Source organism: Sulfuricystis multivorans, from assembly GCF_003966565.1.
GTDB lineage: Bacteria > Pseudomonadota > Gammaproteobacteria > Burkholderiales > Rhodocyclaceae > Sulfuricystis > Sulfuricystis multivorans.
Genome location: NZ_AP018718.1, coordinates 1,916,738 through 1,931,860, shown reverse-complemented (window position 1 = coordinate 1,931,860; position 15,123 = coordinate 1,916,738). Strand labels below are relative to the sequence as shown.

Here is a 15,123-nt window from a genome sequence, read left to right as displayed (position 1 = left end):
TTTTGCAGAAAACAAAACAGAAAGCAAAATGGGCAGGCACGCCAAGTGCACTGCCCATCGATGTGAGTCTGCGTGTGGCTTACTGCTTGGGCAGTTGCGACAGATAGCTGACGATATCGACGGCGATCTGCGGGTCGAGCGCGCGCAGCGCCGGCATGCTCTCACCCGGCTGGCCATTCAACACCTTGTGCAGCATCTCATAAGGATTGTCGGCAACAGAGCCCAGCGGCGGCGCATCCTTGATCTTCTTGCCGTCCTTGCCATGGCAGCCAGCGCAGATGGTATTGAAATAGACTTCGCCCTTGGCGGGGTTGCCCTTGGCCTTCTTGTCGGCGACATACTTGCTCATGTCGATCTGGCCCTTGCTGACGAACAGGGCGAGATCCTGCGCGTCCTGCGCGGAAAGCTGCTTCTCGCTGTAGCCGTGCTTGGCATCGCGGAAAATCGCGGCGATCGCGGCCGGATCCTTGCCGGCGGCGCCGTTGATGCCCTTGATGCCGGTGGCGTGGCCGCCGCTGGCGTAAGCGCCATCCTTGCCCTTGTAGTCCCAGCCGTGGCATTCCTTGCAGCGCCAGGAAGCATCCTTGCCATACTTGCCCCCCTTGTTCGGATAACTGGGGTGATCGGCGTCGGGCTTGGCCGTGTTGTTCTCCTTGAAGAACTTGTCGTAAAGACGGCCACCGCGGGCGATCGCCGATTCGGTTTCCGCTGCCGCGGCAAAACCGGAGATGAGGCCGAACATGCCTGCTGTGATGGTGATGAGCAGCTTGCGGTGTGTGCGATGCATGATGATCTCCTTTGAAAATTGACAGATGATTGGCTGGGAACCATTCTCCGCGTGGGCTTGGCGTGATCAAGGGGCTTCGGGCGCGATTCCGTCAGACTTTGGTCTGATCGCTGCCCGGTACCAAAGTGATAGGATTGTGTTATGCACGAGTTGATTTCACTGCGATCGATTGCCGCGCCAAGCGCCACGTCGTTGCCCCATACGCCCTTCGAGCGTCTCAGCTTGTCGCGACAATTCCTCATCGGCAGCGCCCTGCTGCTGGCGCTCGGCGCCGCGATCATTGGTTCGTGGATCAGCCGCGAGATCGAGCAGAATGCAGTGAATCGCGCTGCGGCGATTGCCGCCGTCTATGTCGAAAGTATCCTGGCGGCGCAACTGGGCGATGCGACGCCCGAGCAGATGGCCAGTCGCGAAGTGCATGCCGCGCTCGACCGCATCTTCAACGAGGGGCCGCTGGGCCGCAAGGTCGTGCGCTTCAAACTGTGGGATGCCACCGGGGTGATTCGCTACAGCAGCGACCACGACCAGATCGGCCGCCGGTTTCCGCTCGATGCTTCGCTCGCTGCCGCCTTCAGCGGCACGGTGCACTCGCAGATGAGCGATCTGAACGAAGCCGCGCATGCTGCTGAGCGCAGCCAATGGGAACGACTGCTCGAAGTCCATGTGCCGGTGCGAGCAGGTCCGCACGGCCGAGTGGTCGCGGTCGCGGAGTTCTATCATTCGACCGACAGCATCGAACGCGACATCCAGAGCGCGCAGCAGCGCAGCTGGGCCTTGCTGGCGGCCGTCACGCTGGCGATCTTCTTCCTGTTGTTCCTGCAAGTGCGTCGCGCCAACGAGACGATTCGCCGCCAGCGCAACGATTTGCGTGTCCAGCTGCAGCAGCTGCAAACCGCCTTCGCCGAGAACGAGCGCATGCGCGCCCGCCTGGCAGAGGCCGGCGCCGCAACGACCGCGCTCAATGAGCGGCTGCTCCATCGCATCGCCGCCGACTTGCACGATGCGCCGGCGCAGACGCTCGCTTTTGCCCTGATGAGCCTGGAGGAAATGGCGGCCAGTTGTGCATGTCAGATGCCCGGCGACGTGCTGCAGCCGAATCTGCAAACCATCGTCGCCGCCTTGCGTTCATCGCTCGAAGATCTGCGCAATATCGCTGCCGGCCTGGGCATCCCGGGGTTGGCGGAATTGTCGTTGTCCGAAACGGTGCGCCGTGCCTTGCGCGATGCCGAGCGCCTGACCGGCATGCCGGTGACGGCGCAGGTCGAGGCGAATCTGCCGGACGCGCCTCTGGCGGTCAAGATCACCGTCTATCGCCTGTTGCAGGAATCGCTCCACAATTGCCGCAAGCATGCGCCGAACGCGCATGTCGCCGTTCACGTCGGCCACGTCGGGGAGATGCTGCGCATCGAGGTCAGCGACGATGGTCCGGGCTTCGATCCGCAAGCGGTTGCCGGCCGCCTCGGTCTGAGCTTCATGCAGGAGCGCGTGCGGCTGCTCGGTGGTCAATGCGAGGTGATCGCGGCGCCGGGGCAGGGCACGCGCATTGCCGCCAGTCTGCCGCTCGTCCGGCGAAAAGCCGCCCATGCCTGAGCCAATCCGCATTCTGGTGGCCGACGATCATCCGCTGTTCCGCGAAGGCGTTGCCGCCTCGCTGACTGCCGGTGGTGATTTCACCGTCGTCGGCCAGGCCGGCAGTGGCGAGGAAGCGGTGGCGCTTACCGAAGAATTGCAGCCCGACATGGTACTGCTCGACATCAGCATGCCGGGCATGGGCGGTATCGAAGCGGCCCGTCAGATCGCCGCCCGGCATACCGCGATGCGCATCATGATGCTCACCGTATCCAACGATACGGAGAATCTGCTGGCGGCGTTCAAAGCCGGGGCGCATGGCTACGTACTCAAAGGCATCACCGCGCACGAGCTGCGCACCATCATGCGCAGCGTCGCCGCGGGGGAGGCTTATGTTACCCCGGCATTAGCGGCGGAGATGCTTGCCGAGTTCCTGCGGCCACGCCATCCCGATGTCTTCGAGACGCTAACCACGCGCGAAATCGAGGTGCTGGAACTGCTGAGCCAGGGACTGAACAATCGTGAAATCGGCGAGCGCCTGCATCTGGCGGAAAAGACCGTCAAGCATTACATGACCATCATTCTGCAGAAGCTGCACGTGCGCTCGCGTACCGAAGCCGCCCTGTTGGCGCTGCAACATGGCGTTGGCAACCGCGCGGACAAGAGTGCCTGAGACGCGATTCGCCGTACAGCGCAGCGGCGCAGGTTGGTCCGTTTAGCAGGCCGTTGAAAAACTCCGGCGGTGAGCCATCTGCGGCATTGCGTGATGTTGGCTTCGGTCGCTTCGCTTAATCTCGGCTACGCCTAAGGTTGGCCTGCGCCGCAACTGCGTTGTCGCCCCCTCGCCTATCTATTTGATAGGTCTCGGTCGCTGCGCTCAGTGCGCCTTGCCTCTGGCCATCCTCGTGACGTTTTTCAACGGCCGGTTAGATGTCGTCAGAATGTCAACTTTTCATGTCGCTAGATATCAGACTCTGGTCGCAACGGTTGGCTCCGCCGAGGCGGGCGGCGGGCAAGCCTGGGAAGTGCCGCTGGAGCCTGCCACGGCCGGATTGACGCGCTGCGATAGAATTCGTTTCCGCATCACCTCGGGTCGCCCTCATCATGAAACACATCGTCGATGACGTCCGCATCAAAGAAATCAAGGAGCTCTCCCCCCCCGGCCATATCTTGCGCGAGTATCCCGCCAGCGAGAAGGCTGCGCGGACGACGTTCGAGGCGCGTGCGGCGATCCATCGCATTTTGCATGGCGCCGACGACCGGCTGCTGGTGATCGTCGGGCCTTGCTCGATCCACGATTTCGATTCCGCGCGCGAATATGCCGACCGCTTGAAGGCCGAACACGACCGGCTGCACGAAGACCTCTTGATCGTGATGCGCGTCTATTTCGAAAAGCCGCGCACCACGGTGGGCTGGAAAGGTCTGATCAACGATCCGCGTCTCGACGGCAGCTACAAGATCAACGAAGGCTTGCGGCTTGCCCGTCGTCTGCTCTGGGAGCTGACCGAGATGGGGCTGCCGTGCGCGACCGAGTTCCTCGACACGATCACGCCGCAATACACCGCGGACCTGATCAGCTGGGGCGCGATCGGCGCGCGCACCACCGAGTCGCAGGTGCATCGCGAGCTCGCTTCGGGTCTTTCCTGCCCGGTCGGGTTCAAGAACGGCACCGATGGCAACATCAAGATCGCCGTCGATGCGATCCGCGCCGCGCAGGCGCCGCACCATTTCCTCTCGGTGACCAAGGCCGGCCATTCGGCGATCGTCTCGACCCACGGCAACGAGGATTGCCACCTCATCCTGCGTGGCGGAAGACAGCCCAACTATGATCACGCCAGCATCGAGGCCGCCTGCATCGAGCTGGGCAAGGCCGGCCTGCCGGCGCGGGTGATGGTCGACTTCTCGCACGGCAACAGCCGCAAGGATTACAAGCGGCAGCTCGAGGTGGCCGCCGATGTCGCCGCACAGATCGCCGCCGGCGAGGAGCGCATCTTCGGCGTGATGATCGAATCGAATCTCAACGAGGGGCGCCAGGATCTGAAACCCGGTAAGCCGCTTGCCTACGGGGTGTCGATCACCGACGCCTGCCTGGGTTGGGACGATACCGTCGTCGTGCTCGACCAGCTGGCCGAAGCGGTGCGGCAGCGGCGCGCCGCCATTGCCGCGCGATAAGCTGCCGATGCCCATCACGTCCGGCCGCTTTTTCCTCGCCGCTGCCGGGCTGACGCTCATTTTCCGTTTCTGGCTGGCCGCCGCCTTGCCGATGACCGGCGACGAGGCGTATTTCTACTGGTGGGGGCGGCAGCCCGATTGGGGCTTCTACGATCACCCGCCGATGATCGGCTGGTGGCTCGCCGTACTGCTGACGGTGAGCGATGCGGCATGGTGGCTGCGCCTGCCGCAGATCATTCAGCCGCTGCTGCTTGCGCTGGCAGTGCGCTTGGTCTGGCCACGCCTCTTTCCACAGGCGGCTGGGCAGCGCGATGCAGTGGCGTCGGTGATCCTGCTCGCGCCACCCTTCGTCTGGAACGTGCTGGTCACCACCGATACCGCGCTGGTCTATTGCGCAGTGCTCTCCGGCTTGGCCTGGCTGCGGGCAGCTCAAGATGATGATTGGCGCTGGTACCTGCTTGCCGGCCTGCTGCTCGCCGGCGCGGTGCTGTCCAAATACTTCGCCGCGCTGCTCGGTTTCGGTTATCTGGTCGATGCTGCGCGCCGGCGCAAGACTTCGGCCTGGCAGGGACTTGCCATCGTCTATGCCTGCTGCATTCCGGCGTTGGGGCTGATGGCCTGGTGGAACAGCGGACACTGCTGGACGAACTATCTGTTCAACTTCGTCAATCGCCACAGCGGGGCGAATATCGGCTTCAATTTGCGGACGCCGCTTTTGTATCTGGTGACGCTGCTCTATGTGCTGACGCCGCCAATCGTCTGGATGTCGTGGTGGAAGGCGCCGGCGTGCCGTTCCACCAGCGCCGAATCTGCGACCGAGCGCAGTCTGAGCCTGCTCGCCGCGGTGCCGCTGATGCTGTTCGCCCTGCTGTCGTTCTTCAAGACCATTGGTCTGCACTGGGTGCTGTCTTTCGTGCCATTCGCGCTGCTGCTGGCGGTCCGCCGCGCAGCGTCTGGCGGGCTGGAAAAGCTCGTGCGGTTTTGCGCCGGCTTCGCCGCATTGCATGTCGTGTTGTTTGCGGTGCTGGTCAGCCTGCCGCTGGAAACCTGGCGTTCGCTGAATGTCTATCCGAGCATGGTGCTGACCTTCGATGGGCGAGAGCTGGTCGAACGATCGCGCATCGGCGCAACCCTGCTCGCCTCGGACGGCTATTCGAATGCGGCGATCCTCGGCTACCTTGAGCGCCGTCATGTGCCGGTGCTCGGCCCCGGGTCGGGACATGCGCGCCATGACGACATCCTCACCGACTGGCGTGAGCTGGATGGCCGCGACATCACCGTGCTGCGCAAGACCGAGCCAAATCCGGGCGAATACGACGGTTGGTTCCGCCGCGTTGCGATCGATGACTTCGAATATCGGGGTGCGCGCTTCTGGGTGGTGCGCGGCGAGGGTTTCGACTATGCCAGCTTCCGCGACACGGTGCTGGAGGGCGTCCGCCGCCAGTATTATGTGGTGCCGGCGTGGCTGCCGCTTTCTGGCTGCTACTTCTGCGACCGTTATTTCCCGGAACGATCATGCCGCCGCTGATCCAGTTACTCCGCCCGCACCAGTGGCTGAAAAACGGCTTCGTGCTGGTGGGTCTGCTGTTCGGCCATGCCTGGTCGAATGCGGAGATGCACACGCAGGCGCTCGCTGCCTTCGTCGCCTTCTGCCTGATTTCTTCGGCGGTGTATGTGATGAACGACATCCTCGACCGCGAGGCCGACCGGCGGCATCCGCAAAAGTGCTTGCGGCCGATCGCCAGCGGCCGGGTGGGCATCGGCATGGCGCTCGCGCTTGCCGCCGTCTGTCTGGTCGTCGGCCTGGGGCTCATCTCCGGGCTGTTCGGCCTGCCGGCATCGAAGGCACCGTGGGTCTTCGTTTCGTATGTGCTGATGAACGTCGCCTACAGCCTCGGCCTCAAGCATGTGGTGATCCTCGACGTCTTCATCATCGCCGCCGGCTTCATGCTGCGCATCTTTGCCGGCACGCTCGGCATCGGCATCGCGCCGTCGCACTGGCTGGTGCTCACTGGCCTGATGCTGACGCTGTTCCTCGGCTTCGCCAAACGTCGTGCCGAGATCGAGGTACCGAGCACGAGCGAGCAGCCACACCGGCGCGTGCTCGAACAGTATTCACTGCCCTTGCTCGACCAGTTCATCACGCTGACGGCCGGCGCGACGGTGATCACCTACAGCCTCTACACCGTCAGCGAGGAGACCATCGCGTTGCACGGCACGCGCTGGCTGATCGTCACGGTGCCCTGCGTTCTCTATGGCCTGCTGCGCTATCTCTATCGTCTGCATCGCCGTGGCGGCGGCGGCGATCCGGTGCGCGAACTGCTGCGCGACCCGCATCTGATGGGCGTCGCGCTGCTGTGGCTGGGACTGGTGATTGGCTTGCTGGCGTAAGATTCAGGCGTTGAGTCCCTTTTGCCATAACACATCGCCATGACCGGCCGTTTTATTCAACCAGCGCGCGAGCACGAAGAGGAGGTCGGAGAGGCGGTTCAGATACTGGCGCGCCGCCTCGGTCACCGTTTCGTGCTGGGCGAGCGTGACCAGAGCACGCTCGGCGCGGCGGCAGACGGTGCGCGCGAGATGGGTCAGTGCCGCGGCGCGTGTGCCGCCGGGTAGGATGAATTCCTTGAGAGGCGCAAGTTCCGCATTGAAGCGGTCGATTGCGACCTCCAGCCGCGCCGGCTGTGTGTCCTTGAGAAACGCGCCGCCGGGCACGGAGAGCTCGCCGCCGAGATCGAAGAGATCATGCTGCACGCCCAGCAACAACGTGCGCACCTCGCTGGGCATCTCCTCGCACAGCATGAGGCCGATCACGGCATTCAGTTCGTCGACCTCGCCCAGTGCCGCGATACGCGGCGCATCCTTGTTGACGCGCGAGCCGTCGCCCAGCCCAGTGGTGCCGGCATCGCCGGTGCGGGTATAGATTTTGGAAAGTCGGTAGCCCATGATAGTCAGCAGAATCAAAACGGCACTGGCAGATTGCCCTGTTCATCGACCTGACTGTGCGTACCGGGAAAACCCGGGATTTTGCCGACGTAAAGCCCGGTTTGCGGGCAGCGTTCGATGACTGCCATGTACTGTTTTGCCATGATGCTTCCCTGCCGGTTTATGGAAATGCTGATGGCGCAGCGGTGGCGAAAGTTTATCCTCTCGCCGCCAATAGATGTTCGAGGAAAGCCTGTTATCTGTTAATGGGCAATCTGGGCTAGACTCGCTGCACCAGGTTATTTTATCCATCCGATGGACATCCGCTCCCACAGTTTCGATCGCCTACGGCATGCCTTCAGCCGCGGTCTCGATCTGGTCGAATATCTTGGTCTGATGGTGATCGGCATCGCCACTGCGGTGGCGATGTATCACGAGGTGCTGGTGATGGTCCACGCCAGTCGGGTGCAGCTTGCCGATCTGCTGCTGATGTTTCTCTATCTCGAAGTGCTGGCGATGATCGGCCAGTATTTCAAGTCCGGCCAGCTGCCGGTGCGCTTTCCGATGTACATCGCCATCGTCGCATTGGCGCGCTATCTGATCCTCGACATCAAGGAGATGACCGAATGGCGCATGCTGGCCGTTGCATTCGCCATCTTCCTTTTGACGCTCGGCGTGCTCTTGATCCGCTACGGCCATGTGCGTTTTCCCTACCGCGAGGATGCCGAGACGGCAGGCACAGAGAAGCCCTTCGTCAAAGAGTGAAGCGGGCTTCTATGCTTGTTTATTCACCGCCTCGATGAGCGCTTCGGGTTCCGGCGGACGTTTGACGACCAGCACCGCGCAGGCAAGCCCACCGATGACGCGATCAGTGGTCTGCCCAGCGAGTGTGCGGGCCAAACCCTTGCGCTGATCGTTGCCGATCACGACGAGGTCGGCGCCGATGTCCTGCGCCGTTTCGATGATTGCCTCGGTCGGCGGCCTTGCGACGATCAGGCTCTCGGCCGTCACGCCTTCGATCTTCATCAGGCCGATCTTCTCGGCGAGGTCCTGCTCGGCGCGGGCACGCTCGGCGTCGGTGGTCGCGGCGGCGAGCACTGTGACCGGGAGGTTCATGGCCTTGGCGATTTGTGTAGCGACTTCGGCAGCGGTGGTGGAAATCAATGAACCGTCACTGGCGACGAGAATGCGGCGGCTGATCGGCTGCGCTTGCCAGTTGGCGATCAGCACATGGCAGGGCGACTGGATCAGGATCTGCTGGGCGATGTCGCCGACGAGGCGCTCCTTGATGTTGCCACGAGGCGGCCGCCGGCCGATGACGAGGATGTTGCTGTCGGCAGCTCGCGCCGCGGCGACCACCTCGACGCACGGCTGCTTGCCATAACGCACGAGGGGTTCGCAGGCGACACCGGCGAGATTGGCCTTGCGTTCGGTTTGCGCCAGGCGCGCATGGGCGATCTCGTCGTCGGCGGGAGATTCGACCATCGTCATCACGTCGAGCGTGACGCCGAAGCTCTTGGCGATCTGGATCGCGATTTCCTCCGGCGCATGGCTGAATTCGCTGCCGTCGGTGGCGAGCATGAGGCGCTGGCGGCGGAAGCCATCGGGCAGGATGCCGCTATTGCATTCCTTGAAGATGCGCGTCTTGCAGGTGCGACAGACATTCGGATCAAGCGTCCAGTAGAGCGCGCCGGTGACGTTGGTCATCACCGGGAAGAAAGCGCCGGCGCCGATTTCATCGACATAGCCGCCCTGGCGCAGGAGCGCCATGTTGGTCTGGTTGAGGCGGTAAAAGTAAAGCCCGCCACCCAGCCGCCGGCGCCGCCGTGCTTCCTGCGCCAGCACCTCCGCGCCGGCGATGTCGATGTAGGAAAGCCCCGAGCAGGTGAGCAGCACCGACTTTTGCAGCGGGTTGTCCTCGTCGATCTGTTGCAGCACGGCTTGCACGTGGCTGGCGGCACCGAAATAGAGCGAGCCGGTGACGCGCAGGATCCTGAGCTGCGGACATTCCGGCCGCCCCTTCGCGCGCACGAAGTGATACGCCCCTTCTTCGGGCGCCGGCACCACCGGGATCATCTCCGGTTTCGAGGTGCGGTAGAGGAACATCAACAGCGACAGGAAGATGCCGAGGAAGATGCCAGCCTCGAGATTGACCAGCGTGCCGATGAGCGAGGTGGCGAGGATCGCCGATTCCGCCTTGCTGGTATGCCAGATATGGGTGATGTGAGTAAAGTCGATCAGCCCCCAGGCGACCAAAAACAGGATGCCGGCCATTGCCGCGGTGGGCAGATAGGCGGCCAAGGGCGCTACCGCGAGCAGGATCAATACCAGCGAAAGCGAGGCGAACACCGAAGCGAGCGGGGTCTTGGCGCCGGCCTCGTAATTGACGCCGGAACGGTTGAACGAACCGGACGAAGCGTAGGCGGAGAAGAAGCTGCCGACGATGTTCGACAAGCCCTGGCCGATGAATTCCTGGTTGCCATCGATGCGCTGCTCCGAGCGCACGGCGATCGCGCGCGCGATCGAGACCGCTTCGGTGAGCGCCAGCATCGTGATCACCAATGCCGGCGCGAGCGTGGCTTTGATGGCGGCGGGTGAAAAGTCGGGCAGCGACAATGGCGGCAGGCCGGCCGGCAGCGCGCCGACCGTCTTGATGCCGGTGACCTCCTGCCCCTGCCAGAGATTGAGCGCCTCGGCAAACAGCGAGCCGACGATCATCGCCGCGATCATGTAGGGGATCTTCTTGAAGTATTTCTTGGTCAGGATGCCCGTGGCCAGCGTGACGAGGCTGACCGACAGGACCCACGGGTTGATCGCGAAAAACTGCACGAACAGCTGGTGGAGGATTTCGTAAAACGGCGTGCCGCGCGGGATCGGGATGCCGAAGAAGTTCTTCACCTGGCTGGCGGCGATCAGGATCGCCGCGCCTGCGGTGAAGCCGATCACGACGCTGTGCGAGATGAAATTGACCAGTGCGCCCAGACGCGCCAATCCCAGAATGAGCTCGAAGACGCCCACCAGGAAAGTGAGTGTCAGGACCAACTGGATGTATTGCGGCGAGCCGGGCTCGGCAGTGTGGGAGAGTGCGGCGAAGACGGCGATCGAGATTGCCGTGGTCGGGCCCGAGACCAGGTGCCAGGAAGAGCCGAACAGTGCACCGACGATCGCCGGCACCATCGCGGCATAGAGACCATATTGCGGCGGCAGTCCGGCGATGATCGCGAAGGCGACCCCCTGCGGCAGCACGATCAAGGCGCCGGTGATCCCCGCGATCAGATCGTCACGCAGGGTTTGTTTCGTGACCAGCGGCCACCAGCGGAGGAAGGGGAAGATGCGGGAAAGGCGGACAATAGCGTTGGGCATGGTGGGGAATATTCAGAAATGCTGAAACGGGAAAAGGCGAATTATCCCCGCGTTTCGTGAAGGCAATGTCAAATCTGCGCCGCGCCACCAGACTTCGAAAAAATCACTTCGACGATAAAGCCCTTTTCTGGCACATGGGTCAGCTGCAATGAAAAGCCGGCCAGCTCGCAGATGCGCGCGACCAACGCAAGCCCGATGCCGGCGCCACGGCTTTCTGGGCCGCGCCAGTAGCGCTCTTGAGCATGGGCGAGCTCTTCTTCGCTCATCCCAGGGCCGTCGTCGCGCAACTTCAGTGCCGTTTCGGTCAACTCGATGTCGACGCGGCTTTGCGCATGTTCGCAGGCATTGCGCAGCAGGTTGCCGATGAGGATGGCCAATAGTGGTGCCGCGATCGGTAGCTTCAGCGTCTGTGGCGCACTCAACGCGACGCGCAAGCGGCGTTGCTGACAAAGCGCGGCATGGCGCTCGCATGTTTCATGCGCCACGACGACGGCATCGCACTCGCCGCGGGTCGTCTCTTCGCGCGCGAGCAGCAACAAGGCTTCGACGAGCTCGGCGAGCCGCTGGCAAGCGCGTTCGATCCGCGCAGCGCGCTCGCGTTGCGTTGTCGAAAGCGTCTCATCATGGGCGAGCAATTCGGCTGCGCCCTGGATCACCGCCAGCGGCGTGCGCAGCTCGTGGCTCGCGTCGGCGGTGAAGGCGCGTTCGCGCTCGACGAAGCGCTGCAGCCGTGTCTGGTAGCGCCGGAAGGCTTCGGCCAGCGTGTGCAGCTCGTCGGCGGGATCGCCGCTATCCGGCAGGACGGGCGGTCGATCGACATCGGCCTGCGCGATCGCGGCCGTCAAGCTTGAGAGCGGTGCCAGTGCCCGACCCGCCAGATGCCAGGCGCCGAGAAAGGCCAGCAGGATCACCGCAAGCGCGCCGCCAACGAGCCAGGCAGTAAAGCGCGCCTCGCGCCGTTTCTGTCTTGTTTCATCGAACAGGATCACATAACGCCAGCCGTCGCGCACTTCGATGGCGACACGATATGGCGTGCCCTCGAAAACGATTTCATGGCGGCCTGGCGGCAGCGCTCGCACGGCCGGCGGCTGCCGTTCGTCGCTGGCGTCGCTGGGCGAGATGAAGCCGCGCAAGCCCACGGCGGATGGCGGCAGCGAGGCGGGATTGCGAGCACGCCGAGCGATGTAGTCCTCGATCTCGGCGGAAAGCGTCTGATCCATCAGTCGACGGGCGACGTCGTGGGCACCATAGGCGATCGCCAGCGACAGCACGACCACGACGAAGGCGCCAAAGGCAGCGAAGCTGAGCGCCAGCCGCGCGCGCAGGCTAAGGAAACGCTGAATTAGTTGCTGCGCGGGCGCCTCGCTGCGTTGCGCGGTGTTGGCTTCGGCCGCTTCGCTTGACCTCGGCAAAGCCAAAGTGAGCCTTCGCCGCAACTTCGTTGTCGCTCCCGCGCCTAACTCATTGTTAGGTGGTTCTGGCATAACTTGCGCATCGCTCCTGTTAGCCTGCACCGAAACTTCGCCTTCGGCTCGTTTTCTCAGTCGCTGCGCTCACTGCGCCTTGCGCTGCATCCCGCTCGCGGCCTTCTTCAGCGTTTCCCTAATCCGTTGCTGCATCGGTGGTAGGAACGGTCAGCCGCCAGCCGATGCCGCGCACGGTCTCGATCGTCGCATCCGGCGCGCCGGCCGCCGCAAGCGTGCTGCGCAGGGCATAGAGATGGCTGCGCAGCGCATCGGAGGGGGTCGGCGCATTGCCCCACAACGCGCGTTCGAGCTCGCCGCGGCGCACCACACGGGGACTGGCGCGCATCAGCATTTCCAGGATGCGCAAGGGAATCGGCGCCAGATCGAGCGGCCGGCCCCGGTAGGCGGCGCGCAGGCTGATGCTGTCATAGACGAGTTCGCCGCAACGGATGCGCGTCTTCGCCACTGCTTGGCGCGCGCGGCGCACCAGCGCCAGCACACGTGCCTCGGCTTCGGCGAGCGCGAAAGGCTTGACGAGATAATCGTCGGCACCGACGCCTAATCCCGCGATGCGCTCAGCCACGGTGTCGCGCGCCGAAATCACCAGGATCGGCGTGGTGCGGCCGATCTCCTCGCGCAAGCGGCGGATCAGCTCGAGGCCATCGACTCCGGGTAGCACCAGATCGAGCAGGAGCGCATCGAAGTTTTCGGTCGCTGCGAGATGCAATCCGGCCTTGCCGTCGGCGGCGACATCGACGAAATGTCCGCGCGCCGTGAAATGATCCGAGAGGTTGGCGGCGAGATCGGCGTCGTCTTCGATGATCAGCAGTTTCAGCGGCGGTTTCGGCATGCTCCCATTATCGTCCAAGACCGCCGTGTCGAAACTCGGCGCTGGCGAGACGGCACTGGCTTCACCGCACGACCAATACCGGCCGATCCGCCAAACCGATCACCCGCTCCGCCACCGAACCCAACAGTAGCCGCTCGAGACCGGTGCGGCCGTGGCTGCCGATGACGACGAGTGCTGCCTCGTGCTGGCGCATCGCTTCGAGGATGGCCTCATGCGCCCTGCCACTGGCGACGATGCCTTTGAGCAGCGGCAAAGCGTCCTTGAAAGCGGTCTCGGCGCGCTCGACGGCAGCGACCGCCTCGCGCCGGCGTGCATCGGTTTGGTCGGGCAATACCGCGGAGACGACGATCAGTCCGCGCCCGAGCCGTTGGGCGAGCTTGCCGGCATACCAGGCCGCCGCATCGCCATGACGCGAGCCGTCGGTGGCCGCGAGCAGCGGGCCGCTGCCAAGATCTGCGCTGCGCGGGCAGACCAGCACCGGACAGCTGGCATGGCCGATCACCTTGGCGGTGGCATCGCCGATCAGGTCGCGCGCCAGCCCCCGTTTGCCGCGCCGGCCGATCGCGATCAGGTCGGCGCGCGCTTCTTCGGCCGCCTCGACGATACCGCGATAAGGATCCTCGGCTTCGACGACGAGCTGGCTGCGTTGGGCGGCGCCGGCTCGTTCCCGTCCGGCGCGCGCCGCGGCTTCGGCCCGCTCGAGGGCTGTGGCGCGCAGCTCCGGCACTGCGGTGGCGTATTCCGGATTGACCACGGCGACCGAGACGACCAGTAGTTCCGCGTCGAGCGCCTGTGCCAGCCGATCGGCGGTGACGAGCGCGCCTTGGCTGTATTCGGAGCCATCATGGGCGATCAGGATGCGGCCGATCCGCGCCGCCGGTTCGATCGGTTTGGCGGCGGGGGCCAGGCGGGCGAGGCTGGCTTCGAGCTCGCGCTGCATTTCGAGCTTGCGATGCTCGGCGATGCCACGGGTCAGCGAAGTGAGCACGCTGACCGCGCCAAGGATCAGCGCCACCGCGAGCACCGAATCGCCGAGCGTCTTCAACGTGCCGACCGTCTCATGGGAGAGCGTCTCGATCAGGGAAAGCTCGGAGAGATAGCCGGGCAGGTAGAAAAAGCGTGAAAACAGCACCGTGAGCATGATCACCGCCATCACGCGCTTGACCTGATAGTCCTTGACGTAGGTGGTGCCGATCGCGCCGAGCTGGATGCCGAACAACGAGCCGAGCAGGATCAGCATCGACAGGCGTACATCGACCGCGCCTTCGAGGCCGTAGAAGATCGCGCCGCCCAGCCCCATCACGAAGGCAGTCACGAGCTCGGTGGCCGAGGCCATCAAGGCCGGCACACCGAGCAGATAGATCATCGCCGGCACGCCGATGAAGCCACCGACGGCGATCGTCGCGGCCAGCATGCCGGTCAAGAATCCGATCGGGATCACGAACAGGAGTGATAGCTCGGCCTGGGCGCTCGGAAAATAGATCATCGTGCCGGGAATGCGCACCGACTGCACCCAGCGGGCGAGCTTCGGCGTCTCGCTGATCGGGAGCTCGCCTTTCTCGTCGAGCCGTTTGAGGCGTCGGTAATCGCGCAACACATAGCCACCGACGATCGCCAGCACGACGATGAACACCGCCGAAACATACAGGTTCGTGCCGGCGGTGCCGAAGTGCTGCTTGATCGTGGTCATCACGTGCTTGCCACTGAGCATGCCGGCTTCGGCGAAGACGCCGAGGATCACGCCGAGCTTGACATCGACCTGCCCGTATTTGTGGCGCTTGACTGCGCCGACCAAGGCTTTCGGGAACTTGTGACAGATGTTCGAGGCCACCGCCACCATCGCCGGCGCGCCGAGCGACATCATCGCCGGCGTCAGCACGAAGGCGCCGCCGGAGCCGATGAAGCCGGAGACCATGCCGCCGATGAAGCCGATCAAGACGAGCAGGAATACCGTCGCGGCGTTCAGTTCGATGAATTGGAGCTGTTCCATC

General features: G+C 63.9%; 13 protein-coding genes. 6 read left to right on the top strand and 7 right to left on the bottom strand.

Annotated features, from left to right (window positions below; translation table 11 throughout):
• Positions 1-79: 79 nt before the first annotated feature.
• Positions 80-787 carry a c-type cytochrome gene (locus tag EL335_RS09710; RefSeq protein WP_126446408.1) on the bottom strand — a complete coding sequence of 236 codons (708 nt, stop codon included), beginning with the start codon at positions 785-787 and terminating at the stop codon, positions 80-82.
• A gap of 141 nt (positions 788-928) precedes the next feature.
• Here EL335_RS09710 and EL335_RS09705 point away from each other — a divergent pair, with 141 nt between their 5' ends.
• The 5 genes from EL335_RS09705 (at position 929) to EL335_RS09685 (ending at position 6,919) form a co-directional block, all read left to right on the top strand.
• Positions 929-2,377 carry a sensor histidine kinase gene (locus tag EL335_RS09705; protein ID WP_126446406.1) on the top strand — a complete coding sequence of 483 codons (1,449 nt, stop codon included), beginning with the start codon at positions 929-931 and terminating at the stop codon, positions 2,375-2,377.
• On the top strand, positions 2,370-3,029 hold the full coding sequence (locus EL335_RS09700; RefSeq protein WP_126446404.1) for a response regulator: 660 nt from the start codon (positions 2,370-2,372) through the stop codon (positions 3,027-3,029). Before EL335_RS09705 ends, EL335_RS09700 begins: the two co-directional genes overlap by 8 nt.
• A 431-nt stretch (positions 3,030-3,460) precedes the next feature.
• The gene (aroG, locus tag EL335_RS09695; RefSeq protein ID WP_126446402.1) at positions 3,461-4,528 is read left to right on the top strand and encodes a 3-deoxy-7-phosphoheptulonate synthase AroG; all 1,068 of its coding nucleotides are present in this window, start codon (positions 3,461-3,463) and stop codon (positions 4,526-4,528) included.
• 7 nt (positions 4,529-4,535) lie between these two features.
• Positions 4,536-6,056 (top strand): glycosyltransferase family 39 protein, encoded by a 1,521-nt coding sequence (locus tag EL335_RS09690; protein ID WP_126446400.1) that lies wholly within the window; start codon positions 4,536-4,538, stop codon positions 6,054-6,056.
• A complete protein-coding gene (locus EL335_RS09685) occupies positions 6,044-6,919 on the top strand; it encodes a decaprenyl-phosphate phosphoribosyltransferase (protein ID WP_284155320.1) in 876 nt (291 codons plus the stop codon). Before EL335_RS09690 ends, EL335_RS09685 begins: the two co-directional genes overlap by 13 nt.
• 3 nt (positions 6,920-6,922) lie before the next feature.
• On the opposite strand, the gene EL335_RS09680 is transcribed toward EL335_RS09685, so the two are convergent.
• The gene (locus EL335_RS09680) at positions 6,923-7,474 is read right to left on the bottom strand and encodes a cob(I)yrinic acid a,c-diamide adenosyltransferase (protein WP_126447808.1); all 552 of its coding nucleotides are present in this window, start codon (positions 7,472-7,474) and stop codon (positions 6,923-6,925) included.
• Between the two features lie 14 nt (positions 7,475-7,488).
• Positions 7,489-7,617 (bottom strand): hypothetical protein, encoded by a 129-nt coding sequence (locus EL335_RS09675; RefSeq protein WP_284155319.1) that lies wholly within the window; start codon positions 7,615-7,617, stop codon positions 7,489-7,491.
• 151 nt (positions 7,618-7,768) lie between these two features.
• Between EL335_RS09675 and EL335_RS09670 the strand changes: the two genes are divergently transcribed.
• Positions 7,769-8,218 (top strand): phosphate-starvation-inducible protein PsiE, encoded by a 450-nt coding sequence (locus EL335_RS09670; protein WP_126446398.1) that lies wholly within the window; start codon positions 7,769-7,771, stop codon positions 8,216-8,218.
• Between the two features lie 9 nt (positions 8,219-8,227).
• Here the strand turns inward: EL335_RS09670 and sulP are convergent, their stop codons facing one another.
• The 4 genes from sulP to EL335_RS09650 form a co-directional block, all read right to left on the bottom strand.
• Positions 8,228-10,816, bottom strand: coding sequence for a sulfate permease (gene sulP, locus EL335_RS09665; RefSeq protein ID WP_126446396.1), 2,589 nt, complete (start codon positions 10,814-10,816; stop codon positions 8,228-8,230).
• A 68-nt stretch (positions 10,817-10,884) separates the two neighbouring features.
• Positions 10,885-12,234, bottom strand: a complete 1,350-nt coding sequence (locus EL335_RS09660) for a histidine kinase dimerization/phospho-acceptor domain-containing protein (protein WP_172600074.1) — start codon at positions 12,232-12,234, stop codon at positions 10,885-10,887.
• Between the two features lie 184 nt (positions 12,235-12,418).
• Positions 12,419-13,132, bottom strand: coding sequence for a response regulator transcription factor (locus tag EL335_RS09655; RefSeq protein ID WP_284155318.1), 714 nt, complete (start codon positions 13,130-13,132; stop codon positions 12,419-12,421).
• Positions 13,133-13,193: 61 nt separating this feature from the next.
• Positions 13,194-15,122 carry a TSUP family transporter gene (locus EL335_RS09650; RefSeq protein ID WP_126446392.1) on the bottom strand — a complete coding sequence of 643 codons (1,929 nt, stop codon included), beginning with the start codon at positions 15,120-15,122 and terminating at the stop codon, positions 13,194-13,196.
• Position 15,123 lies beyond the last annotated feature (1 nt).